The 25,939-nt window shown below is 34.9% G+C and carries 23 protein-coding genes; 14 read left to right on the top strand and 9 right to left on the bottom strand.

All coding sequences use genetic code 11. The features are described from left to right. Positions 1-84 precede the first annotated feature (84 nt). The gene (locus ACXAGS_RS05665; RefSeq protein ID WP_474905295.1) at positions 85-1,683 is read left to right on the top strand and encodes a hypothetical protein; all 1,599 of its coding nucleotides are present in this window, start codon (positions 85-87) and stop codon (positions 1,681-1,683) included. A 44-nt stretch (positions 1,684-1,727) separates the two neighbouring features. On the opposite strand, the gene folE is transcribed toward ACXAGS_RS05665, so the two are convergent. The 3 genes from folE to ACXAGS_RS05650 all read right to left on the bottom strand — a co-directional run bounded on the left by folE (position 1,728) and on the right by ACXAGS_RS05650 (position 6,781). After that, complete coding sequence (folE, locus tag ACXAGS_RS05660) at positions 1,728-2,432, bottom strand: GTP cyclohydrolase I FolE (RefSeq protein ID WP_474905293.1); 705 nt, start codon at positions 2,430-2,432, stop codon at positions 1,728-1,730. A gap of 229 nt (positions 2,433-2,661) precedes the next feature. Then, on the bottom strand, positions 2,662-5,853 hold the full coding sequence (locus tag ACXAGS_RS05655) for a two-component regulator propeller domain-containing protein (RefSeq protein ID WP_474905291.1): 3,192 nt from the start codon (positions 5,851-5,853) through the stop codon (positions 2,662-2,664). 190 nt (positions 5,854-6,043) lie between these two features. Beyond that, the gene (locus ACXAGS_RS05650; protein ID WP_474905290.1) at positions 6,044-6,781 is read right to left on the bottom strand and encodes an arylesterase; all 738 of its coding nucleotides are present in this window, start codon (positions 6,779-6,781) and stop codon (positions 6,044-6,046) included. A gap of 20 nt (positions 6,782-6,801) precedes the next feature. On the opposite strand from ACXAGS_RS05650, the gene ACXAGS_RS05645 reads away from it, so the two are divergent. From ACXAGS_RS05645 to ACXAGS_RS05590, 12 genes are all read left to right on the top strand, one after another. Then, positions 6,802-7,497: an ABC transporter ATP-binding protein gene (locus ACXAGS_RS05645; RefSeq protein ID WP_474905288.1), complete on the top strand. Its 696-nt coding sequence runs from the start codon at positions 6,802-6,804 to the stop codon at positions 7,495-7,497. A gap of 53 nt (positions 7,498-7,550) precedes the next feature. Continuing rightward, positions 7,551-10,040: an ABC transporter permease gene (locus ACXAGS_RS05640; RefSeq protein WP_474906122.1), complete on the top strand. Its 2,490-nt coding sequence runs from the start codon at positions 7,551-7,553 to the stop codon at positions 10,038-10,040. Positions 10,041-10,178: 138 nt separating this feature from the next. Beyond that, the gene (locus ACXAGS_RS05635; RefSeq protein ID WP_474905287.1) at positions 10,179-11,201 is read left to right on the top strand and encodes a hypothetical protein; all 1,023 of its coding nucleotides are present in this window, start codon (positions 10,179-10,181) and stop codon (positions 11,199-11,201) included. Positions 11,202-11,364: 163 nt separating this feature from the next. After that, entirely contained in the window at positions 11,365-11,649 is a 285-nt protein-coding gene (locus tag ACXAGS_RS05630; protein ID WP_474905285.1) for a hypothetical protein, read from the top strand. A gap of 63 nt (positions 11,650-11,712) precedes the next feature. After that, positions 11,713-11,979, top strand: a complete 267-nt coding sequence (locus ACXAGS_RS05625) for a hypothetical protein (protein ID WP_474905283.1) — start codon at positions 11,713-11,715, stop codon at positions 11,977-11,979. A gap of 104 nt (positions 11,980-12,083) precedes the next feature. Then, the gene (locus tag ACXAGS_RS05620; protein WP_474905282.1) at positions 12,084-12,650 is read left to right on the top strand and encodes a Crp/Fnr family transcriptional regulator; all 567 of its coding nucleotides are present in this window, start codon (positions 12,084-12,086) and stop codon (positions 12,648-12,650) included. 62 nt (positions 12,651-12,712) lie between these two features. After that, positions 12,713-13,165, top strand: a complete 453-nt coding sequence (locus ACXAGS_RS05615; protein ID WP_474905280.1) for a DoxX family protein — start codon at positions 12,713-12,715, stop codon at positions 13,163-13,165. 444 nt (positions 13,166-13,609) lie between these two features. Next, positions 13,610-14,611, top strand: a complete 1,002-nt coding sequence (locus tag ACXAGS_RS05610; protein ID WP_474905278.1) for a nucleotidyltransferase domain-containing protein — start codon at positions 13,610-13,612, stop codon at positions 14,609-14,611. Beyond that, positions 14,601-16,751: a ThiF family adenylyltransferase gene (locus ACXAGS_RS05605; RefSeq protein WP_474905276.1), complete on the top strand. Its 2,151-nt coding sequence runs from the start codon at positions 14,601-14,603 to the stop codon at positions 16,749-16,751. The genes ACXAGS_RS05610 and ACXAGS_RS05605 overlap by 11 nt, the downstream gene beginning before the upstream one ends. Then, positions 16,744-17,568, top strand: coding sequence for a DUF6602 domain-containing protein (locus ACXAGS_RS05600; RefSeq protein ID WP_474905275.1), 825 nt, complete (start codon positions 16,744-16,746; stop codon positions 17,566-17,568). The genes ACXAGS_RS05605 and ACXAGS_RS05600 overlap by 8 nt, the downstream gene beginning before the upstream one ends. Continuing rightward, a complete protein-coding gene (locus ACXAGS_RS05595) occupies positions 17,565-18,110 on the top strand; it encodes a gamma-glutamylcyclotransferase (RefSeq protein ID WP_474905273.1) in 546 nt (181 codons plus the stop codon). The genes ACXAGS_RS05600 and ACXAGS_RS05595 overlap by 4 nt, the downstream gene beginning before the upstream one ends. 275 nt (positions 18,111-18,385) lie before the next feature. Beyond that, positions 18,386-19,129 carry an AbiV family abortive infection protein gene (locus ACXAGS_RS05590; protein ID WP_474905271.1) on the top strand — a complete coding sequence of 248 codons (744 nt, stop codon included), beginning with the start codon at positions 18,386-18,388 and terminating at the stop codon, positions 19,127-19,129. A gap of 410 nt (positions 19,130-19,539) precedes the next feature. Here ACXAGS_RS05590 and ACXAGS_RS05585 read toward each other — a convergent pair whose 3' ends face one another. From ACXAGS_RS05585 to ACXAGS_RS05570, 4 genes are all read right to left on the bottom strand, one after another. Next, the gene (locus ACXAGS_RS05585) at positions 19,540-20,436 is read right to left on the bottom strand and encodes a metallophosphoesterase family protein (RefSeq protein WP_474905270.1); all 897 of its coding nucleotides are present in this window, start codon (positions 20,434-20,436) and stop codon (positions 19,540-19,542) included. Positions 20,437-20,523: 87 nt separating this feature from the next. After that, positions 20,524-20,820, bottom strand: coding sequence for a GNAT family N-acetyltransferase (locus ACXAGS_RS05580; RefSeq protein ID WP_474905268.1), 297 nt, complete (start codon positions 20,818-20,820; stop codon positions 20,524-20,526). A 107-nt stretch (positions 20,821-20,927) separates the two neighbouring features. After that, the gene (locus tag ACXAGS_RS05575; RefSeq protein WP_474905267.1) at positions 20,928-21,452 is read right to left on the bottom strand and encodes a YceI family protein; all 525 of its coding nucleotides are present in this window, start codon (positions 21,450-21,452) and stop codon (positions 20,928-20,930) included. Between the two features lie 32 nt (positions 21,453-21,484). After that, entirely contained in the window at positions 21,485-22,201 is a 717-nt protein-coding gene (locus ACXAGS_RS05570) for a pirin family protein (protein ID WP_474905265.1), read from the bottom strand. A gap of 189 nt (positions 22,202-22,390) precedes the next feature. Here ACXAGS_RS05570 and ACXAGS_RS05565 point away from each other — a divergent pair, with 189 nt between their 5' ends. After that, on the top strand, positions 22,391-24,502 hold the full coding sequence (locus tag ACXAGS_RS05565) for a sigma 54-interacting transcriptional regulator (protein WP_474905263.1): 2,112 nt from the start codon (positions 22,391-22,393) through the stop codon (positions 24,500-24,502). A 7-nt stretch (positions 24,503-24,509) separates the two neighbouring features. Here ACXAGS_RS05565 and ACXAGS_RS05560 read toward each other — a convergent pair whose 3' ends face one another. Further along, positions 24,510-25,274, bottom strand: coding sequence for an MBL fold metallo-hydrolase (locus ACXAGS_RS05560; RefSeq protein ID WP_474905261.1), 765 nt, complete (start codon positions 25,272-25,274; stop codon positions 24,510-24,512). Between the two features lie 59 nt (positions 25,275-25,333). Further along, positions 25,334-25,915, bottom strand: coding sequence for a Crp/Fnr family transcriptional regulator (locus tag ACXAGS_RS05555; protein ID WP_474905259.1), 582 nt, complete (start codon positions 25,913-25,915; stop codon positions 25,334-25,336). Positions 25,916-25,939: the final 24 nt, after the last annotated feature.

The following is a 25,939-nucleotide window of genomic DNA, read 5'->3' as shown; positions in this document are numbered from 1 at the left end:
TAAATTCTACAATTCAGTAGTTTCTATTGTTGTTAATGTATAAGAAGGTGCACTTTTGTGATGTACTAACAAATCAAAATCATCATGAAAAAAACAATCATCTTATTATTTCTTTTGGTATTTGCCCAAGGACAATCCCAAATAGAAACAACACCAACATCCACGCAATGGCAAGAAGATTTAATCTTTCTTCAAGACCAAGTGCACACCAACTTTCCATTTTTATTTAAAAAAGTAACACAAGAAGATTGGGACAAGGCCGTAGCCCAATTGCATAAGGAAATTCCAAGTTTGGAACCACATGAAATTAAAGTAGGTTTCTCTAGAATTGTATCTCTTTTTCAATACGGTCATACCCAGGTTCCGTTTAGCACACTTGGTAAAGAAGGGGTTTTACCACTTAACCTATACCATTTTAAAGATGGGATATTTGTAGAAGGGGCCACTAAGGAAAATCAAAAAATATTAGGAGCAAAGGTGATTAAAGTTGGAGAGATGCCAATTGCTGAAGTCCTAGAGCGTATACGACCTGTTGTGCCCGTAGAGAACGACAGTTATTTTAAAGCATACGGACTACGTTTTTTAACGGTACCTGCCGTTTTACACGCACAAGGGGTAGTACCCACTTATTCTGACTCTATTGAAATGACGTTCGAAAAAGGAGGTGAATCTTTTACCTATACTTTGCCAACCATAGCATACAAAGACCGTTCTACGGATTATTTGCTAACCACACCAAACGAAAAATGGGTTAGTGCTAGAAATCAGTCTAAAACGCCACTATACTTGAAAAAGTTAAACGATACCTACTTTAATTTTGAATATTTAGCAGATTCCAAAACACTTTATGTTCGCCAGAGCTCTGTTTTTAATCATGAAACGGAAACTATTAAGGCGTTTTACGAACGATTATTTGCGTTTGCTGATGCACATGAGGTAGCTAAGTTTATTTATGATGTTCGTTTAAACGGCGGTGGCAATAACTATAATAACAAAGGGTTAATACAAGCCATACTGGCTAGGCCTAATTTGAACCAAAAGGGTAAGTTCTTTTTCATTACCGGTAGGCAAACATTTTCGGCTTGTCAAAATTTAACCAATGAGATAGAAAATTATACCAATGCCATAATGATTGGTGAACCCACGGCAGAAAACAAGAATTTTTATGGGGATAATAAAAAAATAGAATTACCCAATTCCAAAATTAGAGCCTATCTGTCTTTTGCTTGGTGGCAAGATATGCCGCAATGGGAAAATGCCGATGCAACGATACCCGTTATCGCTATTGAGCCAACGTTTGCACAATACCAGCAAAATCAAGATCCTGTGGTAGACTTTATAGTGCAAAATAACATGGAAGGTTTTATTGCCGACCCCATGGCTCATTTAACAGATTTGTTCGTTGCAGGTAAAATAGAAGAATTGCGTTCAGAATCTGCCCGGATTTTAAAGGACCCTATTTATGCCCACATTCCTTTTGACAAACACTTTATGCAAGCAGCAGAGAATATGACGTTTCAAGGACAACTTGAAGGTGTTTTATTGATATACCAGTTGTTATCAGAATCGTATCCCAACAAGCCAGAAGTGTGGCAAAAGTTAGGGGAATCCTACGATAAATTGGGTTATGATGCGCCTGCTAAAGAAGCATATAAAAAAGCGGAAGACCTACAAAAAGAGTAGGCCTGCGCATTATTTGTAAACAACTAAAGTGGCCTAAGGCCGCTTTAGTTGTTTATATAGTTATATAATTCTTGAATTTTTTCTGGGGTGTTGAATTTACCTCCGTAAAAGGATGTTACCGTTGCAGAAGTATCGTCTTTTATACCTCTAGAGGAAACACATAAATGTTTGGCATCTATAATAACGGCAACGTCTTCTGTATCTAATATTTTTTGAAGTTCTAGCGCAATCTGGTTGGTAAGCCTTTCTTGTACTTGTGGCCTTTTGGCAAAATACTGTACAATTCTGTTAAGCTTAGATAAACCAATTACCTTACCAGAAGATATGTATGCTACATGTGCCTTACCTATGATTGGTACAAAATGGTGTTCACAATTAGAATAGAAGGTAATGTCTTTTTCCACCAACATCTGGTTGTACTGATACTTGTTATCAAACAGTGCAACTTTTGGTTTATTGGCAGGGTCTAGACCAGAGTATATCTCATCTATATACATTTTGGCAACACGCATAGGTGTTCCCTGTAAGGAATCGTCCTTAAGGTCCAAGCCCATAACGTCCATTATTTCTGCAAACAATTCGGCAATACGGGTTTTCTTTTTATGATTGCTAAGTACAAAGGCATCTGGTTTTAAGGGCGTTTCTACACCGGTATAAAGATGGTCGTCACCTATTTCCTCATGGGTATGCCCGTTTAAATATCCGTTGGTACTTGCTAACGGTTCTAATACTAAATCTTTTTCTTTCATAGCTTTTAATTCCAGTGGAACAGTAAAGAGTTCCCAGTTCAATTAAATTTCTTTCTATAAAAGTACGTATATTGTTTAATATTATTTGTTAATTATTAAACAAAAATATTATCGCTAATTATTTCAACTAGAATATGAAGTGCATGGAGCTTCTTACCATTTAATTTATTCCTTTTAAGGAAGTATATAATTCCCTTTAAACCTTAAGGATTATGCCTTGCGTAAAAACTTAAGCAGCGTACAAACGGGTACGTGGAAAGCTTAATTCAAAGGTTGTTCCCTTGCCTTTTCCATCTGAATATGCCGTTAAAGTACCTTCATGAGATTCCACTACCTTTTTAATCATGTATAAGCCTAATCCGGTGCCCTTGGTGTTTGAATTAAAGCGTTCAAAAGGGGTAAATAACTTGCTTAGTGCATTTTTATCCATTCCAGAACCATTATCAATTATTAGAATCTTTACGTCGTTAGCTGTAGCAAAGGTTTTAATTTTTATATAAGGAGCTTCTTGTTCTCCCATATACTTAACGGCATTATCCAATAGGTTTTCAAAAACCTGAAAGAACCGATTATAATCCCCAATGAGTATAGGCAAATTATCAGCTATAGCAATGTTAACGTTCTGCTCTTTAATCCTACTTACCATCATATCCAACACCTTGTTTATAACCAGTCTCGTATTTACTTTTTCATTTTTATTTTTTATATGACCTAGTTTGGCTATTTCAGTGATATCTGCAATTAACGTTTGTAGTGTTGTACAGGATTCATTGATGAATTCGAGGTATTTATCAGTGTCCTCAGAAATTTTATCACCTAAATCCTTGGCAATAAAACGGGTTAATAAGGTAATATTATTTAATGGACTTTTTAAGTCATGAGATAGGGCATAGGTAAATTGTTTTATTTCTTCGTTTCTATCAGAAAGCTCGTTGGCTGTTTCTATTAATTTATGCTGCTGCTGTTCCAATTCAAAAGTCCTAGCTTTAATCTCTTTTTTTAATCGCTGCTGATACGCTTTTATACGTCTGGTTCGCTGAAGATAGAAGGCATAGACCAAACCAAGTATTACCAAGGTTAAACTTATACGGAACCACCAAGTTTGCCAAAATGGAGGCGTAATTTTTATAAACACACTTATGGCATTGTCTACCCATATGCCATCTGCGTTACTAGATTTTATGTGAAAGGTATACGTACCCGGATTTAAGTTGGTGTAAGTAGCCGTATTTTTATCCGCTACATAATTCCATTCGGTCTCAAAGCCTTCTAAATAATAGGCATATTTAACTTTTGCCGCATTCTTAAAGGTTATGGCGTTAAATTCAAAATCGATTACATTGTGTTTGTAGGATAATTTTAAAGAGTCGGTTTGGCTAATATCTTTTGTAAGTACACCAAATTTGTCGTTAGGTTTAACGGCCTGATTAAAAATCTTTAGATTGGAAAGGTAAAGCGGTATACGTTCCGTATTCTTCTGTATTTCAGTAGGATTAAATAGGTTAAACCCTCCGCTGCCACCAAAAAACAATTCCCCTTTACTTGTTTTGTATGCTGCATCTTCATTAAATGTCTCACTTTGTACACCATCAGACTCATCAAAATGTAATGTTTCTTTAGTAGTTAAGTTGTATTTTACTAGGCTATTGGATAAGGAAATCCAGAGGTTGCCATGATTGTCTTCAATTAAAGCTTTTACAATTCTATTCTTATCAATCCCAGGCAACTCAAAAACCTCAAAATCATCTATTTTTTCATTGTATTTGTTTATGCCCTCATTGGTAGCCGCCCAAATATTGTTTTTAGAATCACACAAAAGTTGGTTTACCACATTGTTTCGTATAAATCGTTTGGATAATTTATTGCTGTAATGTAGGGTTTCCCAGTTACCGTCTTGTTCTGTTACTTTAAAAAGCCCCTTACTACGGGTACCTACCCAAATATTACCTTGTTTATCTTGGGTAATGTTTGCCAGAGTAATAATCTTACTCTTATCGGATTCTACCCTAAGGTCAAATTCTTTATGTGTTTTGTTAACGGGATTATAGCGAAACAAACTTCCGTAGAAATTAGCGATCCATATCTGTTTCTTTTCATCTATATGTAAATCAAAAACATGATTGGATTGTAAGAATGAATTCTCTTGATTAAGAGCAGTATACTTTTTAGTAGTAAGGTCAAAAATCTGAATGCCCTTACCCCAAGTACCTGCCCATAAAGTATTATCATCTGGCTTAACCAAAGAAAGTACTACATTACTTCCAAACGTACTATTGGCAAGAGCATAATGTTCAAACGTATTCTCTTTACGGTTCCAATAATCTAGTCCGCCGCCGTCTGTACCTACCCAAAAATTACCCTCTTTATCTTCTAAAAAGCAATTAACTATATTGTTACTAAGCGATTCTTGAATATTCGGGATGGATTCATAATGTTGAAAGAGCAATTGTTTGGGATTATAATAACTAATTCCCGATTTATAGGCTGAAGTCCAAACTACACCATCTTTGGTGGCCATAATAGACCATATAGAATTACCCGGAATACTCTCAGGATTATACGGGTTATGGGTTAAATGAATTTTATTATTGTTTGCCAGGGAGAAAATATGAATACCATCATTAAAGGTGCCCGCCCACAGATTGCCCAGGTGGTCTTTGGCTAGCGAATTAATTCCGTATCCTTTGCATAGTTCTTTATGTTTAAATCGTATTTTATCATTAACTATTTCTAGATCAATAATTTTTCCGGTACTGGTGCCAATAATAAATCGGTTACTACCTTCCTTATAGGAGCTTAAAATAGATTCACTAGTAGAAAAGGAATCTAGAATTTGTAATTGAGAATTGATTACAAAAACCGTGTTATTGCTAATTACCACTAAATTAGAATTATCTATAGCCTCTATTGCTCTAATAGGTCCGGTGTTATATGTGGCGTTTTTGCTAGGGTCTATGTAAAAACGATGAACAGAACCAGTATTTATATTGTATTGGTACAAACCAGATTCATAAGTACCCAAATACATGTAATCCTTAATATACTTTAATACCCACAAGCTTTTATCCTGAATTTCTAAACCTTCTTTTTTAAAAGGATAGGGAACAATTTTGTTTTGGTTTCTGTTGTAAACATTTAAACCGTTTAGGGTTAATATGTAAAGGGAGTCCTTGGTTTCATATAAATTGGTAATGTAGTTATTCTGTAGACCGCCAGAGGTACTACTTTCTTTTTTATAAATGTAAAAGTTCTCACCATCGTACCGGTTAAGTCCATTTGGTGTACCGATCCACATAAAGCCTTTTGAATCCTCTAAAAAAGAAGTAGCATAATTAAGAGACATTCCCTTTTTTATATGCTTAAAGGAATAATCCATTGCATCTTGTGGTATTTGTGCAATAAGCCCTAGATGCAGAAGCATAGTAAGAACCATGCAGAAATGGGGTTTCATCAACGTCTAATTTATTCAAATTGCAAGGCGAACAAATTACAATAAAAAGTAAGAAAATACTTATTTATGTTGTGTAGATGAATGGTATTGTGGTAGAAATACCCCGTTGTAATCATTTTTTAAAAATGGAAACGTTAATTAGTCATTAACAAATCCTAAACTAAGATTCAAGAAGCGGCTTTAGGTAAGGCCATACATTATTGGCCAATATCTGGTGTCCTTCTTCCGTTGGGTGTATACCATCGGCCTGGTTCAATTGGGCTACGCCACCTACATTCTCTAATAAAAAAGGCACCAGAACCAGGTGGTTCTTATCGGCCAAGTCTTTAAATAGTTGACTAAATTTTGTGGTGTATTCTTTTCCCATATTGGGTGGTAATTGCATACCGGTTAATACAATGGGAATATTCGCATCTTTTTTACGTACCGCATCTACTATTCCTTGCAAATTAGCTTTGGTTTCAGATAGTGCGGTACCCCTTAATCCATCGTTTGCACCTAATTCCAACACAAAAATAGTTATGTCTTGCTCCAATATCCAATTAATTCGTCCCAGACCGCCTGCAGTAGTTTCGCCGCTTAATCCAGCATTGACTACTTCGTACGGATAACCTAGGGAATCTATTTTGGTTTGTATCACCCCTGGATAGGCATCTTTGGTATCGTCTAGGCCATATCCCGCCGTTAGGCTATCGCCAAAGAACAAGATAACTTTTTTGTTATTGGTTGTAACGGTAGCTTCCGTACTAATTTCTGGCTCCGCTACTTCTTTTTTTTCGTTTTTGGAATCTTGCTTGCAAGAAAACAACAGTATAACGGCCAACAGATAACAGAATTTTAAGAAGTTTCGGTTGGTTTGAAGTGGTGTATCTGTGTACGATTGTTTAGTTTTAGACATTGGCGTATAACTGCTTTTACATGGATAATTCAAAGATATTAAAGATTAATGGGCTGCAAAAAAACTATACGAGTGGCGCAAAACAACTTACCGTGCTACAAGATGTTTCTTTTGAGGTGGAAAAAGGGCAAACTTTTGCTATTGTTGGCCCGTCTGGTAGTGGCAAAACTACTTTGCTAGGTCTATGTGCAGGCTTAGATACGGCAGATGCCGGTACGGTTACCCTTTGTGGACACAATTTGCAGCAATTAACCCAAGACCAACGTGCCCAACTTCGTAACCAAGAAGTGGGCTTTATATTTCAGAATTTTCAATTATTACCTACACTAACCGCTTTAGAAAATGTAAGTGTGCCTTTAGATTTACAAGGCGATAAAAATGCGACGCAAATAGCAAAAGAGTTGTTAGAAAAAGTAGGTTTGGCTAATCGGTTAGACCATTACCCATCCCAATTGTCTGGTGGGGAGCAACAACGGGTGGCTTTGGCACGGGCATTTAGTAACAGGCCTTCTATTTTATTTGCGGACGAACCCACTGGTAATTTAGACGTAGAAACAGGTGAAACCGTAATTAAGCTTTTGTTAGAACTAAATCAGGAAGCGGGTACTACCTTGGTCATCATTACGCACGATATGGATTTGGCCCTTAGAACACAGCAAATTTTGCGCTTAAAAGGCGGCCAAGTAGTTAGTAACCAACCAGCAGCGGCATTTTGAACAACATTCCCCTAAAACCAGCCCAAAAAGCCAACACCGCATGGCTTTTTAAAATGGCATGGCGAGATGCCAAGGCCAGTAAAGTACGTTTACTGTTGTTTATGGCCTCTATAGTCCTAGGCATTGCGGCCGTTGTCTCCATTCAGCTGTTTAGCGGTAACCTTAAAAACAACATCCAAGGGCAATCTAAAAACCTTATGGGGGCAGATTACCTTATAGATACAGACCAAGAACCTACGGAAAGGGCCCAGCAGCTAATCGATTCGTTAGGTCCGCAAGCTATGGAAGTGAATTTTGTTTCCATGGTGGCTTTTCCCAAGAATGGCGGTGCCCGCTTGGTTCGCGTACGGGGTATAGCAGGGAATTTCCCTTTTTATGGAGAAATAGAGGCAGAGCCCCCAACCGCAGGAAACACCTATCAAAAGCAAGGTGGTGCCTTGGTAGATGCCACCTTAATGCTACAATATAATGTGGTTCCCGGAGATTCCATTAAAGTAGGGGAGGTTACCTTACCCATTGCCGGCGCCCTAAAAGCCATACCGGGTACAACGGCTATTTCTACTTCTGTTGCGCCACCGGTTATTATTCCTTACGCCTATGTAGAACAGACCCAATTGCTTCAATTTGGTAGCCGTAAAGAATACCAATACTTTTTTAAGGACGAGACGGTAGATTTAGAATTATTGGACCAAACGTTGGACCCAAAGTTAGACATGGAAAATGCCGATATTGATACCCATACCAGTACCAGTAGTCGGTTAGGCCGGCGGTACGATAATGTTGGCAAATTCCTGAATTTGGTGGCTTTTATTGCCTTATTGTTGGGTTGTGTGGGTATTGCCAGTTCTGTTAACATCTATATCAAGGAAAAATTACCCTCCGTTGCGGTGCTTAAATGTTTGGGAGCTAGCCGTAAACAAAGTTTCCTCATATTTCTAATCCAAATTGCGGGTATTGGTTTATTAGGGGGTGTATTGGGTACGGCGCTTGGCGTGGGCGTACAAAGTATGTTTCCCTATATCTTGCAATCCCTGTTACCCTTTCAAGTAACAATGGAACTATTGCCACAACCCCTGATTTTAGGGGTGTTAATTGGGATTTTTATGTCCGTTTTATTCGCTTTGTTGCCCTTATTAAGAACCTGGTACGTATCGCCATTAGAAGTTTTGCGTTTGGGCAGTAGTGGCACGGTAAAATCTAACTGGGCCAGATGGGTTTTGGGTGTTTTGATTTTCGGCTTTTTATATGGTTTTTCGTTTTGGTTGTTGCAAGATGGTGGGTACGCTTTGGTTTTTGTGGTTGGGGTAGTGGTAACCTTTGCTGTATTGGCGGGTATTGCTATGTTTACCATGAAGTTGGTAAAGCGCTTTTTTCCAAAAAATGCCAATTATACCTTACGGCAGCCTCTGTTAAACCTGTTTAGGCCCAACAACCAAACCATGGTATTATTGGTGGCCATTGGCTTGGGCACCTTTTTAATTACCACACTGTACTTGAGCAAGGATATGCTTTTGGCCAAAACTAGTATAGAAAACAATGCCAAAAGTCCCAATTTGGTGGCATTGGACATACAGACCAAGCAGTTAGATGCTGTAGAAGCGGTGTTTAACCAAAATAAGATTGACATTATCAACAACATTCCCTTGGTTACCATGCGCATGCACAGTATAAAAGGGGTTGGCCTTAACGAGATTAGAAAAGATACCACCAGTACCATTAGGGGGTGGATTTTAAACCATGAGTTTAGAACCACCTACCGGGATAGTTTAATTGGCAGCGAAAAACTGCAAAAAGGGGAGTGGGTAGCCAATTATAGGCAAGGTACTATACCAATATCCATATCTGATAACATTGCCAGGGATGCTCAATTAGAAGTGGGCGATGCAGTGGTCTTTAACGTGCAAGGTGTTTTAATGGAAACCGAGGTGGCCAGTGTGCGACAAGTAGATTGGACCCGGCTGCAACTCAATTTTTCCATTGTTTTTCCCGCTGGAGTGTTAGAAAATGCCCCGCAGTTTAATGTGCTAACCGCCAATGTGCCCAACGAAGAACGTTCTGCCTATTTGCAGCGCGATTTGGTAGAATTGTTTCCCAATGTTTCATTGATAGATTTAAGGCAGGTGTACACCATCATAGAAGATATACTGGATAAGGTTTCTTGGGTTATTAATTTTATGGCCTTTTTTAGCATACTTACTGGGATTATAGTGCTTATAGGTTCGGTACGCACCTCCAAATACCAGCGCATACACGAGGCCGTTTTATTACGCACTTTGGGTGCTAAAAACAAGCAAATTGTAACCATAGCCGTATTAGAATACCTGTTTTTGGGTGTTCTAGGTTGTTTGGTAGGCCTATTTTTGGCCCTGTTGGGCAGCGCCGCTTTGGCATTTTATCTGTTCGAGGAAACGTTTGCACCTACTATTTGGCCCATATTGGTGTTTTTACCCTTACTGGTGTTATTGGTGGTAGCGATTGGCCTTAGCAACATAAGACCGGTTTTAAAAAGCGCTCCGTTAAAAGTATTGCGTGGCGTAGGTTAATTATTATAAAAACCATAGTTTTTATAAGGTATTTTATCAAGCCTCATACAATCTAATTTTATAATTTTGACTTTATAAACTATTGATATTAAATTAGTTAGTTCCCCTTTTTTTTAGTAATGGTATAAATTATTTATTATGAAAAATGGTAGGAACATCTTTACGGTTTTATTGATTACATTAAATTTTTATTTGGTAACAGCTCAGTATGACGATGCATACGGTTCTACTCAATTCCGTGATGTCACGGAATTAGATAACCGATTTTCTGTACCAACTAAAGCTCCAAATCAATTTCATATTGATTTTGTTGGTACTGCCAACTTACAGCAAAACATCAGTGAAGCTAATGAAGGAGTGCAAGGGTCTGCTGGTTTAGGTGTTATTTTTGAAAGGTATTTTTTTGAAAGAGATAGTGAAGGCAGAACCAAAGATCAATATTTAAATCGATTTATAGAGAGCTTGGACATTGAGTCTTACATAAATGTAGCTTCAAGTGTAGACTCTCTAAGAGCCGAAGTCAATGATTTAAATGAAATTGAAAATCAGCGTAATTTTGGAACTTATATTCTTAATCCTGTCAGTCCCAAGCAGTCTATTTTTATAAATTCAAATATTTTCTTTAATCCAAATTTAAACTGGGACAAAGGAAGATGGATAACAAAGGTATTTAGCGGAGTCAATATAAGAATAAACGCCTCAAATGTACTTTGGAATTTAAATGACGAGACTTCGAATATCAGTAAGTATGGAGGGGCGATAAATTTTAGATTTGGACTTTTCCATGAATTTCTTCCAAATGATAAAATCAGAAATTCAGAAAATAAAAGGAAATATAGTATAAGATTGGGATTAAATTATAGTTCAAGGAATATAACTGGTGATATTTCATCGGAAAGTAATCAAGAGTTTAGAGAAAGATTTTTAGGTACCACTGATAAAGATTTTAGCGGCTGGGAACCTTCTTTTGGGTTTAGATTAAATAATATTTTAGCAGAATTCACAATGCCAATGATAGGAGGCTCTTCTAAAAGTGACATTGATGGCCTAACAGATACACAATTTCAATTTTCAATAAGATTTGTTGGAGGTTTCAGTTTGAAGATTAATGAAAAAGCTAATATTAAGAAAGAGGAAGATGTTAACCAGAACGGTAATTAATGGCTTATTGCATATCCCATAAAGATGAAAAGAAAAAGGCTTAATTAAGTTTAATTATATTAATTTGATTTTGAGTTAATAAAATAAATTAAATAAAGAGTATTTTCTTCAAATACTTCTTGGTACAACTATTGTGCTATGTTTTGGCAAATACATAAAGGGTATGAAGAAAATAGTTGGCATACAGCTCTTGTTGCTGGTTTTGGGTTGGGGTAGTGGTTGGGTATATGCACAACCAAAAGGGTTTGTTGCAGGGTATATCATACCACAAAACGGAGATACCTTGCATGGTTTTATTAAAGACCGTTCCCCAGAACCCTTTATTGCCCTTTATGAGAAAGTACGGTTTAGGCAAAAAGAAAAATCCCGAACCAAGAAATTTAGCCCAGATGCTATTTTAGGTTACGGATTTGCCAATGAACACTATATTTCTATGCGTTTACGGTAAGCAAGTAACTTTTTTAAGTTCCGGTATTATACGGATGCTGCTGCTCCCAAGGTATTTTTAAAAGTGGTAAAACGTTCTAGTAACTTGTTGTATCTGGAGCAATTATATATAGATGATGATAATTCTTATGTAGATACCATACCTTTTTTCTACAAACCCGGTTCTAGGGAACTGGTACGGGTTACACAAGGCGTTTTTGGGTTTAAAAAGAAACGCCTAATGGCCTCCTTTTATAACTGTCCGTTAGTGGTAGAAGCCCTATCAAAAGAAAAGGTGGAACTACAGGGTATTATGGAGCTGTATAACTTTTGTGTGGCGAATTGTTTTTAAGATTTAGGTTGTTTAGCTAAAAAATAGTGGTTAAGATTTAGTAGCTTTAAGCGATATGGCTATTTGTTTAATGGCGGATTTTAAAGGACAGCTACAATAAAAAAATGAAAGAAATTAGAGCGTTTATAGATACGATAGCGCCAATGAACGATTCTGATTGGGAGTTTTTCGCTTCGAAACTTCAAAAAGTGGCGCTTAAAAAAAACACGATAGTTTTAGAGGTTGGTAAAACGGAAAAGTACTTATCCTTTATTTCAAAAGGGGTAATCCGACTTTACATTCCAAGAGAAACGTCTGATTTAACTTTCGGATTTCTGTTTGATAATGAGTTTGTTACCGCCTACGACTCTTTTTTAACCCAATGCCCATCCGAATATCAGATAGAAACTTTAACGGAAACGATCTTGTGGAAAATTTCTAATACCGATTTACAAGAAGTCTATAAGAAAACTACAAACGGAAATCTAATTGGAAGAAAAATGGCTGAAAAAATGTTTTTAATAAAATCCAAAAGAGAACTTTCATTTTTAAATAAAACAGCCGAAGAACGCTATTTGGACTTATTCTCAGACAGACCACAATTATTAAAGCAAATTCCATTAAAATATATTGCCTCCTATATTGGGGTTACGCCACAAGCCTTGAGTAGAATTAGAAAACGCATTACTTAACTTGGGTTCATTTTTTTTGGGTATCCTTTTCTAATCTTTGTGCTATACTAATTTAGAAAAATATGAAACCCTTAATTATACTCTTAGTAACGTTTATTAGCTCACTTATTGCCATTAAGTTTTTAAGAAAAGAATATGACTTTGCCTTAGCTGCAAGAATTGCAATGGCCCTTATGCTTGTGTTTACCGCTATAGGGCATTTTGTCTTTACAAAAGGAATGGCAATGATGATACCTCCATTTATTCCCTTTAAAGAAAATATTGTTTACCTCACGGGAATCTTTGAAATAGTACTTGCTATAGGTCTTTTAATCCCAAAATTTAAAGTGATATCTGGTTGGGCACTAATTGTTTTCCTCCTTTTAATGTTACCGGCAAACATTTATGCGTCTTTACATAATGTGAATTACCAAAAAGGAACATTAGACGGTAATGGTGTTGCTTATTTATGGTTTAGAATACCCTTACAAATACTGTTTATTATTTGGGCTTATGTTAGTGCAATCCGATTTTAGTGGTGTATTAGAAGTAGTTGGTTAATAGGGTATGAAAAATAATGATTTAATCGATTAAGCCGCGTAGTAACTCCTAGAAAAATTTCTTCTAAAAAATCTTCTCTAAAAAGGCAATGAAACCGAAGAATGAGGTTAGGCGTTAGCCAAATTTCATTCAAGTTTCATGAATACCTTTAAAAAACAAAAAACAAGTCATGAATAAATACTTTTTATGCGACGACGTAGGAGGGAAGCGTAATCTGTGTGGAATGGAATGGATTGTTAATTTGTATGTTGACAAGTTCATGCAAAATACTAATTATTAAATAATTAACTAACTAAATTTGTAGTTACGGTTTACCCGTCTTATAGATTTTCCTTTCATTTATTAAGATTTAGACAATGTTAAACAAATAGACATTGTAAATAATCGACCTTAATTACTAAACTAAAAATATTAGAAATATGTCTACAAATAAAAACGAACATCTTAAAAAAGTACTTGATACTCATGATATAAATAAAGTTGAAAGTCTAAATAAATTTATAGCAAAGAAAAATGCAGTAAAAAATGCATTGAATGATAAGTTTTCAGAAACAAAAGCTTCTAATGCTATTGATTCGGGCTCTTATGCTAAAAATACTGCTATAAACACAAAGTTTGATATAGATTGTTGTATACCTTTTAGAAAGAAAGAAAAGGAAGAAGATAAAGGGTATAGCAGTCTTAAAGATATGTTTGATGATGTATATAAATATTTAAGAAATGAATATACTGAAGATGATGATGATATAACAAAAGAAGGTGTTAGGAAACAAAAAGTCTCTATTGGAATGAAATTTAATATTGATGGTGAAGAATTTGATATGGATGTTGTTCCTGGTCGTGAAAGACCTAGTAATAATGACTATAACAGTAATAATACAGATTTAAGTTTACATATTCATCCTCCAAATCGTTCAAAAAAGGAAGTAGATGATAATAAAACTCGAATTAAAACAAATATTAAAAAGCATGTTGAATTACTTGGTGGTTCAGAAAGAACTCATGAACGGAAAATAACAAAACTACTTAAGGTCTGGAAAACAGAAAGGAAAAATCAAAATGGAGGTAAATTGATAAAGTCATTTATGATGGAATTATATACCAAAGAAGCTTTTGATGAAGCAGATGAAATACCTAATGGATTGTGGGAAAAAGTAAAAATGGTAATGAATCATATAATTGATAACATAACTGAAAATGATTTAGTAGACCCTGTTAATTCTAGTAATATAGTTTCAGATTCGATGAGTGATACAGCTAAAGCTGATACAAAACGAGATATGAAAAAGACAATTAAAGATGTAGATGATGATTCTGATAAAATAAAAGAATATTTCCCTATAAATGAAGATTATGATAATGAAGATGATTTAAAAGCCTCTACTGCATCTGTTTTAACCACAAGTAAATTTGGATACTAAAGAACAAGACAAAAAAATAATAAAAAGAATCAATGGATTAATTAAAAAGGATAAAGGTGTAACGATTGTTGAAAAAATTGAAAAAAGGGGAAATTACTATTCAGGAAGAATTGAAGTAAGCTATTTAAATGAAACTCTTTTTTTTGATTTAGAAATTCCACATCATTATCCATTAACACATCCAAATTCGGATAACATTTCTATAATCTTTAGAAATGAAGAATACATTGGTTTAAATCATATCAATCTGGATGGTTCAGTATGTTTTCATCCCGATAAAGATGATAATTTTGATAGGAAATTATTATATGAACTAAAATGCCTTAAACAATGGATTAGGGATTATTTTATTTTTAACAAAGAAGATGATAATTATGCTTATTTAATACACACTACTGAAAGAGGTAGAATAGATAAGCTTTACTTCACAAATGTTCAAAATAATTTTAAAAAACACTCTTTTGGATTATTTAACTATTCCATATTTTCTGATGAAAAATATGGTAAATCAAAGCTCCCAGTCAAAAAAATGTTTAGGTTGGGTTTTGATAATGATAAAACAGATAGTTGGTCAAAAACTTTTAAAGAAGATTTAAAAAGTAAAACCTGTAAAAAAGGATTGTACTATTTTATAGAAGAAGAACCTATAAGAAAAAAACTAAAAGGTCGAAAAGGTATTGAAACCTGGAATGAGCTTAAAGAGTTTCTTTCTGATGAATTCATTGAGTACTTATATAAAGGATTAAAAGGGAAATTTGGTAAAGGTTTTTATAATGAAAATTATCTATTTCTAATGATTGGACATAAAATTCCAAATGATGAAAATTATGAAGAACATTGGGATTTAATTAGAATATCTAAAAGAAATAATCCGATTGAATACAAAAGAATACCTAAAGTAGAGCAAGCAAGTTCTAAAAGACCTTTTGAGCATATTTTAAAAAAGAATAAAATCAATTGGAGGACAACAGAAAACATTGATTACAAACGATTTTTTGGGAGAGGAAAACTAGATGATAAAATTACAAATTCTAGAATTTTAATTATTGGTTGTGGTGCTTTAGGAAGTTCTTTAGCTGAAACTTTAGTTAGAGGTGGAGCAAGAAATATAATTCTAGAAGATTTCGACACGATTAAAGGTGGGAATTTATGTCGTGCAAATTATGATTTAAATGATATGATTTTCCCAAAAACTGATAGTTTGTCAAAAAGGCTCAGATCAATTTCTCCATTTGTAAATTTAATTACAATAGAAGCCAAACTAAATAATTTCGATTTAAACGAAATAAAAACTGTTTTTAATGATAATATTGATATAATTTTTGATTGCTCAACTGACCCAGAAGTAACCTATATTTTAGATAAAATTAATTTCAAAGGAGACACATTTAGTTTAGCAATTACTAACAATGCTAAATCATTAGTCTCCATAACTGGTTTAGACTTATCAAAAAAAGCTAAAATTTTATTTGATTACATAGAAAATGAGCCTCCAACTTTTATTGAAGGTACTGGTTGTGGTTATCCTACTTTTGAAGCAAATTATAATGATATAATTACTTTGCTTAATACTGGAATAAAAGTGATAAATAATAATTTTTCTAAAAACAGAAAGAATCAAACTTTTATTATTAAACCAGATTTTGAAAATGACTTAATAATTGATATTGAAGAATATGAATATTATAAATGTGGTTTTAATAATAGTGCAATCCACATATCAAAAAGTGCTTTAAGAGAAATAGAAGAAATCACAAATTTCCACTATCCAAAGGAATTTGGAGGTGTTTTTATGGGTTTTAAATCAGAGTTGGGTTATATCATTACCGATATTTTGGTGCCAGATGATTATGTAAATGGAAAAACAATTTTTGTAAGACATCCTGGAACTTTAAATGAAAGGTTAGAAGAAATACATGAAATTACGAATGGTAAAATTCAATATTTAGGTGAATGGCATTCACATCCAGATGGACCAACTTCTCCAAGTAATACAGATATTAACGCAATGAAAGGAATAGCAAAAGACAAAAGAATTAATGTAGATAAGCCGATATTAATGATTGCAGAAGTAGGTCAATTACCTTTTGGTAAAGACTTTTACATATATGATAATAAAAGATTAAGAAAATATGAGTGATGAAATTAATTTAAAAAGCCTCTTTAAAGGTCTTCAATCTCAAATGGTAGCTCAAATGAAAACCAATCGAGAATCCATAAAACATGCACCATCAAAAGGAGATTCTTTTGAAGATATTTGGATAGTTTGGTTACGAAAATATTTGCCAAGTAGATATTGCGTAGATAAAGCAATTGTAATTGATTCAAATGGACAAACTAGTGACCAAATTGATTTAGTTATTTATGACCAAACTTATACGCCTTTTGTATTTAACCAAAACGGTATTATATATATTCCTGCTGAAGGTGTTTATGCAGTTTTTGAAGTTAAACCAGAATTAAGTAAAAAATATATACTCTATGCAGGGAATAAAGTTGAGAGTGTAAGAAGGTTGTTTAGAACTACTTCAAGTATTATTGATAGAGGACAAGTTAGGCCTGCTAGAAGTTTAACCAAGATTTTGGGAGGAGTATTAGCATTGGAATCAAAAATTTCAGATGACACCATAAAAGAGCATGTAAAATCTTTAAAAGGACTTAAGTCTATTGAAATTGGATGCGCAACAAATTTTAAAAGTTTTTATGCTGATTTTATTAAGGATGATAGCATTTTAAGTAGGAGAGTAGAAAGTAACGAAGAACATAATAAGTTGTTATTAGAATTTTATGAAAATCGAAAATTTGATTCTATTGAATTTAGTTATAAATACAATTCACTAGTTACTTTTTTTCTACAATTATCTAGGTATTTACAACAAAGTATTGGAACAGTAGCAGCAATAGATTTAGGCGCTTATGCAGAAGCAATAAACTTTGATTTAGATGAAGAGTTATGACAAAAAAGAATTATTTCATTTTTGGTTATGGTTCAATTATTTGGGATAACAAGGATGTTGAGCCAATAGACATAATTGATGCAAAATTAATAGGAGCACATAGAAGCTTTAATAAAAAATCAAATGTTAGTAGAGGTACGAAATCAAAACCTGGATTAGTTTTAGGACTTGAATATGGTGGTGAATGTCAAGGGAAAGTAATTGTTATTGAAGAAAAGCATTATTCTAAAATTATCAAAAGGGAAGGAGGTTACGAACCAATAAATAGTTCTGTTTCAAAGCAAATAAAAGTAATAAATATCAATAAAGATGAAGAAATAGAAAACTGCATCGTGTTTTTCCCTAATCCCAACGGACCAAATTTTGTTAGTTCTGATGTTGAATTAAAACAAAAGGCTGATATAATACGTAAAGGTGAAAAGGGTAAAAGAAGTGATTCAAAAGAGTACTTATCTGAAATTAGAAGTTACCTAAAGGAAGAAGGAATAATTGATAATGAAATTGAAAAACTATACAAACTAGTATTTAATAATATTATGTAAAATAGAATCTCGATTTTAACTTGGCCTAATAAAATTTTGGCAAAACAATAAGGTGAAGTGAGCGTCTATGTTTTAGGGATTTAGCAATACAGTTAATTAATAGTTACAATTATACAAGTGATTTCATAGCAATGTTAATGAGTTACAATGTTTCCTAAAATATAGAGCAAAATGCCGTTAATTGTTTCCAAAATTAAATGCAGTTTTGATTTTTAGTTTCTTTCGCATCAAGTCAAAAGAAAAGAGAATTATATAATAGATTAAAATAAATAAGAGTGGAGTCACAAAAAACTCTAGCTAACATTTCTAGAAAGGAATGCTTGGAATTATTTCCAAGAATAAACCAAAATGGCGAAAGTCAATGGAAATCTGCCATGTTCCTAGTGAAACGCGGAGATTTTGCCTCAGCCAATTTTTTAATGATTACTTCTCTTGAAGAGTATCTAAAAGCATTAATTCTTGCTTTAGATGGTAACGGCTTTAGATTTAGAAGTGTACTGGGTGTAAATGATATGTTTAAAAATCATTCTTCAAGATACCCCATTATCTACCTGTTCCATTTTATGGTTTCTAGTCTTCAAATACCGAAATCGCTTAAAAATCAAAAAGGGGCAGTGGGTAAAGGCATATTAATGTTTACCAAATTCTTTGAAGCACAAAGAAATTTAAAGTGGTATTCAAATATGGACAGATTGAGAGAATCATGTCTATATTCCAATTTAGAAAATCAACAGTTTAATTCACCTTTTGAATTGAGCAAAGAGGTTTATGAAAATAGCTATGTAAATCTTAATAAAGTTAGGTACGGCTTTCGTTCTATATTAATTCCTTTAAATCCTCATTGCACTAGATATAGTAGAGAAAAGAGGGAGTTTATTAAAACCTTAAAAACAATGACGGAAGATCTCGGTTTGTATAAAAGCCTGGATGAACAACTCCGTGAAATTAAAAGTAAGGGCTATAGTTCAAACCACTTAAGAACTATTGTTAAATCTTTTTCTCACAGTAAACCTATTTGACATAATATAAAAGTGATTCGAAAAGAAAGCTTAATCAGGGCCCTTTAAAAACAATAGAAAAGCATTATAAATAATTATAGCTAATGAATGCGGAAAAGAAACCAACCAACGTGTAAAACTGCTTGACATACGTGGCGAATAAAATTATCTAGTAGATGATTTTATTTAACGGCGAGATGAAGCGCAGGACTTAGAAGTAAGATTTCTTTTTATATACTATCATTACCGAAATGAGCCTAAAGGCAGTCATATCTACAATTATATCAAATACGGTGGTATTGGCGCAGTTTCACCTAATTATATATTTGTCCTATAATTTATATTATGTAAAATAGAAAATTTCAAAACCCCTATTAAATCCTATTTTAAGCAAAACGTTGCGCTTTTTCTTAAGCCTACTTTTACCATAATTAAACCGTATAAATAAAACTATTGGAGCGTTTGTATCCGTTTAGTACCATTTGGTTGTCCTTAATTTCTAAAAGTGAAAAGCTATTGTTGTCCAATCCTTCAAAATCTACCATTCCTAAAACCGTTACATAATGTATTCCATTAAGCATTACATGGTCTTCGGCATGTACGTGTCCTTGAAATACGGCCAGTACATTACCGTTGGCTTCCAACAATTTTTGGGCGGCCGTATAATCGTTTACATGGTATTTGTGGCCGTCCCTAAAAAATTCGTACAACGGATGATGGCAAAATACCACTACCGGTAATGCGGTTGCTGCTAAATCTTTAGCCAACCAAGTTAATTGTGCACTACCCAAATTGGTGTCTTGCCAGTCTTGCCCTGTTTTGTAAAAATGGTCTTTGCCTTCTTGGGTGTGGTTGCCATCCAACACCACAAAATGAAAGCCATTGGCATCAAATGAATAATAACCTTTTTTGGTGGCTACCCCAGTATTGGTAACCTGTTCTAAAAATTGGGTCTTGGTAATGCTATCCACATCATGATTGCCTATACAATGGTATCTAGGTCCTTTAAATTTTGCATATGCGGCCTCTATGGTTTGTAAATAGCCCAAGGTGTTGGCTTCACTTTTGGTTTCGTCCTCATCTTTAAAATCGCCCAAATGCATCACAAAGTCCACCTGCTCGTTGTTCATGGTGTTTACAAATTCTTCCATCTTTTGGAGCGCACCCGTGTAGTATCGTGTACCTGCCACTTTTCGTTCGGCATAATGCGTGTCTGAGGCCAAACCAATACGTACCTGTTGGGTACGGCTTAAACCTGGCTTTATGGGCAATACCAATGTGGAGGCACAAAATAATGTTGACTGTTTAACAAAGGTGCGTCTTTCCATGAATTCGGTTTCCTTTTACTTTCGGTGCAAAATACAAAAGTTACCGTTGGGTCTGGATTAAGAAAAGGTTGTGCTTATTTACCCTAATTACTTAACATCGTTAGACTTCAAAACGTCTTTTATAGCGTCTAATTTTTTAAACATGGCATTGGCAAACGGACATAAAGGTAGAATTTTAATGTTCTTTTCCCTTGCCATAGCTACCACCTTATACAATAATTCCTTTCCCACTCCTTGTCCTTTAAAGGTTGAATCTACCTCTGTATGGTCTATAATTATAAAGTCTCCTTTAGGTATGGAATACGTCATTACCCCTGCCCTTTTACCGTCTATTGTGGCAATAACATACCCTTTACTATCTTGTTCTTTTAGGTCAATTTTCATGTGTAATAGGTTTTGTTTAGGTGTAGATTTCTAGGCTAAAAAAAGAAAGATTTGAATGCCCTTGTTAAATAAATAAGCAATTCAAATCTTTCTTAATAGATTGATTTTTAATTTTTTATAAACTGTAAATTCAACTGCAACTTTACCTTATCGCTTACTACAATTTTACCAGCCTCCGTAACCGCACTCCAAGTTAGGTTAAAATCTTTTCTGTTGAGTTCTCCAGAAATTTCAAACCCTGCTTTGGTCTGTCCGTAAGGGTCTACCACTACCCCATTAAAATCCACTTCTAGGCTTATTTTTTTAGTAACATCCCTTATGGTTAAATCACCCACCAAAGTGGATCCATCAAATGAGGTTGATGTAAACTTCATTTCTGGATACGTTTCGGTATTGAAAAAATCGTCCGACTTTAAGTGCGCATCCCTGTCCGCATTTTTGGTATTGATAGATGCGGTTTGGGCGGTAAAGCTAAACTCGGCATCCGAGAAATCTTCCTTAGTTGTTTTTACCACAGCATTATAATCCTCAAAATAACCGGTTACGGTAGAAATCATCATATGCTTTACTTTAAAAGCGATTTCTGAGTGTGCTGTGTCAATTTTCCAAGTGGTTTTAACCGCTGTTTCCATATACAATTTTTAATATTTAATGAATAATAGATTTATAAAGTCATGGGTACTTCCATAAGTAATAATTCTGTGTTGGAATCTGCCGTGATTTCAAATGCATCTGTATCCCAAATTCCAAAGCCATCACGTGTATTCAAAGCTTGTCCGTTAATAGTGGCATCGCCAGTAAGCACAAAAACATACACCCCATTTTTTTTAGGTTCATGCAGGTTATAGTTTAGGGATTTCCCTTGTTCCAAATCGGTCATGTTAAACCAGGCATCTTGGTGTATCCATACACCGGCATCCTCAGGATTTGGAGATAAAACTTGTTGAAATTTGTTTTTCCTATCGGCCGTATTAAGGGTTACTTGGTCATACCTTGGCGTAACATTTTGCTGATTAGGAAACACCCAAATTTGTAAAAATTTCACCTGTTGGTCTTTATTCTTGTTGTATTCTGAATGGGTAATGCCGGTACCTGCGCTTAATACCTGAATGTCTCCAGATTTTATGACCGCTACATTGTCCATACTGTCTTTGTGCTCCAATTCGCCTTCCAAGGGAATGGAAATAATTTCCATGTTTTGGTGTGGGTGGGTGCCAAAACCCATGCCAGCCGCTACCGTATCGTCATTTAACACCCGTAATACGCCAAAGTTCATACGCTCTGGGTTGTGGTAATTGGCAAAACTAAAAGTGTGTTTAGAATGTAACCATCCATGGTTTGCATCTCCCCTTGTATCCGCTTTATGTAAAACTGTTTTCATTATTTAATTCTTAACTGTTAGTAATTCAATTATTTGATTTATTGAAAGCGAAAAACATGCCCAAACATTAAGTTATTGAAAAACAGTTGTTTAAATCTGCGTAGCTTGTTTTAATATTACTTCTATATTAGAATATTCTTATATATCAGATATTTTTAGATAATTTTATAGAAACTAAATTTGGTAAACGTGGAGCAAGAAGGCCTAGAAATAAAGGATTGGTTGGTAGAAACCTTACCGTATGAGGTGTTATGGATGAATGAAGAAGGGAAAGTAGTGTATGCCAACCAAAAATTTTGTAAGCGTTTAGGCTATGCAAAATCGGCGATTACCAAGCTTTCTATTTTTAATATAAATCCCACCTTAACTAAAGAGGGCTGGAAAAAACATTGGGAATTCGTTCAGAAAAACAAAGTGCATCGCTTTAAGGAAACCCATAAAAACAAAAAAGGAAAGTACTACGAAGTAGAAGTTTTTGCTCAATATTTCTCAAATAAGAGAAATAATTTGATTTGTGCTATTATAAATGACATCTCTGAATCTAGTTTCTATCAAAAATTGATGGACAATACCCAAACTATAGCCCATGTAGGCGGTTGGGAATTGAATTTACAAGACGGGAGTATCGTTTCAACCTCAGAGGCCCTTTCTATTTTCAACCTAAAAGAAACCGAATTTCTTACGCCCCCACATATTATTCATCGTTTTAAAGAAAGTGAGCAATTAAAAACGTTAATGGCCAAAGCTATTAGAAAAGGTATGGCCTATGATGTAGTTTTAGAAACAAACGGTAGCCCATCAAAATTTATTAGATGTGTTACCAAACCTGTGCTTAAAGGTGATACCATTTATAAGCTAATTGGCGTATACCAAGACGTAACCGAACAGCAGCGCAAGGAAAACAGTCTGCAATTGTTTAAAGAAGTTATAAATAATGCCGAAGATATTATTTATGTTATAAAAAAGGATGGAACCCTTTTAGACTACAGCGCCTCTGCCCTAACCCAGTTGGGTTATGATAGAAAGGAATTAGAGCATACCACCATCTTTGAGTTAGACCCTGCGGTTACCCCAGAATGGTGGCAAAACCACTTTGAAGAAATTGTTGCTAAAGGTTCCGTCCGATTTGAATGGTTGGCCATGCGTAAAAACGGCACCAAGTTTCCTGTAGAAATTACCGCTAACCATTTATCCTATAATCAGGAAGATTACAACTGCGCTATTATACGAGATGTATCTGAACGTAAAGCCCGTGATTTAAAATTATACGAGGCCCTAGAGGAAATAAAATCGTTAAAAGACCGCCTAGAAAGTGAAAATGAATACTTACAGGAGGAAATAAATAGTAAAATCAATTTTAGCAATATTATCTGCAAGAGCGAAGCCTACGCGCAAGTATTGCAATTGGTAGACCAAGTTGCGCCGACAGATACTACGGTATTGATAACCGGTGAGTCCGGTACCGGAAAAGAGTTGTTGGCGAGTGCCATACACAATAACAGCCTACGAAAAGAAAGACCCCTAATTAAAATTAATTGCGCCACCCTGCCTAAAGAACTTATAGAAAGTGAATTGTTTGGCCATAAGAAAGGAGCATTTACGGGTGCCATAGCAGATAAGGTAGGTAAATTTACCTTAGCAGATGGCGGTACATTGTTTTTGGATGAAATTGGTGAAATGCCGCTGGAGTTACAACCCAAATTGCTGCGGGTACTACAAGAAGGTGAGTTTGATGTATTAGGAGGTGCCAAAACCATTAAAGTAAATGTGCGAATTGTTGCCGCCACCAATAGGCATTTAGAAGAAATGATTAAAGAAGGTAGTTTCCGGGAAGATTTATATTACCGTTTAAACGTGTTTCCCATTCACAATATCCCCTTGCGCGCTAGAAAAGAAGATATTCCAGTATTGGCTCAATACTTTTTAGAAAAGTATTCGGCTAAAGCCGGAAAAGCATTTAAACGTTTGTCTAAAAAAACAATTGAGGCCTTGCTAGCCTATAATTTCCCAGGCAACATACGCGAGTTAGAAAACCTAATAGAACGTGGGGTAATCATTGAAAATGGCACTACTTTAAATCCGGGTTCCTGGTTGCCCAAACCCGCACATTTTATTGGTGCGGACAATTTTAAATCGTTTGAAACCATGCAGCGAGACTATATTGTAGACGTGCTTAACTATACCAATTGGCGGGTTAGCGGAACCAAAGGTGCGGCAAGTATTTTAAACATGAATGCCAAAACCTTATTTGCCAAAATGAAACGTTTAGGTATAGAAAAAGAAGTACGATTGAAAAAGTAACACTTTTCTAAATAGAAACAATCGCCCCATCTTCTGGTACTATGGTATTTGTTAATGCTTTTAGAGCCAAAGCTTGTTGCAATTCCGTTCTGGTAGTAGGGCAATGATTTACCGCCTCTAAATGGTTGGCAATGACTTTGCCTGGTGCATCTACGCAAAACTGCAAAACATCTTCCTTGGTCATTAAAAGCGGTTTAAAAACATCTAATTGGGCAGAACCCGCTGCAACTACACTTACTTCCGGTTTATAGGTAGTCAATACTTTTTTAACAGCATTGGTGTAAATGGTATCCGAACTTAAATAAACGGATTTCTCATTGGACAATCGTAACATATAACCCATAACATTGCCCATGGGCTTGGCCACAAAACCGTAACCATGTCTGGCGGGTATGCCTTCTATGGTACCATTTATAAAAGAAGTTTCTTTCCAATAGTCCACCACCGTAGCAACATTTAGCCCGCGTTTTAGCAACTCCTTTTCGTCTTTAACACTACAACTTACCGGTATGTTCTGTTTTTTTAAGAAGGTTTCTCCTGCTTTATCCAAGTGGTCTGGATGTAAATGGGTGATTATGCAGCGTGTTGTCTTGGATAGAAGTTGTTCTATGTTTTCTGGTAAGTTTACAATGGGATTGCGCCGAGGCTTAAATCGGAATAAGGTAAAAGGGGGTGCTGCAGAACCTTTTGCACCCAACATTGGGTCTACCAAAATGAAATTGTTTTGCACCTCTATCATTATTGTGGCATTCCGTATCTGATGTATTTTCATGATTTTTAAATTGACGATACAAAGATGCTTTTGCCATTTGGGCTATGCATTGATTCAAATCAAGAAATGCGTTTCCGTATACGGCTCAACGTTTCCGGAGTAATGTTTAGATAAGAGGCTATATGATATTGTGGTATGTTTTGTAGCCAGTTAGGCTTGTAAATAAGTAACTCTTGGTAAAGTTCTTCTGGCGTTTTGGTAATTCTATTGTACTCCAACATTTCCTTGTGCCGTAATAAACGTTGAAAAGACTGGTCTATAAATGATTTTCCACATTCGTATTTTTCTAGCAGGGCGGTAAATTTTTTTTTTTCTATTTGTAGTAGCTCCACATCTGTTAGTGCCTCTTGGTTTTTTTTAGTAGGTTGGTTTGTGTTAAATGCCGATAAATCCGTTATAAATTGTGGTTTTGTATAAAAATTAATGTTCGTTTCTTTAGCTGCGGTAGCGTAATATTCCCTGATAATACCTTTATTTAAAAACCGCAAGTGTGTAAGCTTCTCATCTGCAGTTTGCAATAAACTACCTTTAGAAAAAGATACCGAGATGTGTAAATCTAATAATTCTTTTAAGCCTTCATGGTTTAACGGATATTCCGTTTCAAAAAACCGTGAAATCTGCTCAAACTTATTTGTTTCCATTATGCTTAAATAATAGGTATTCTA

It is taken from the genome of Croceivirga sp. ABH4_376 (assembly GCF_056160685.1).
Note: the sequence above shows the minus strand (reverse complement) of the source record. Positions and strands in the feature narration are given on the sequence as shown.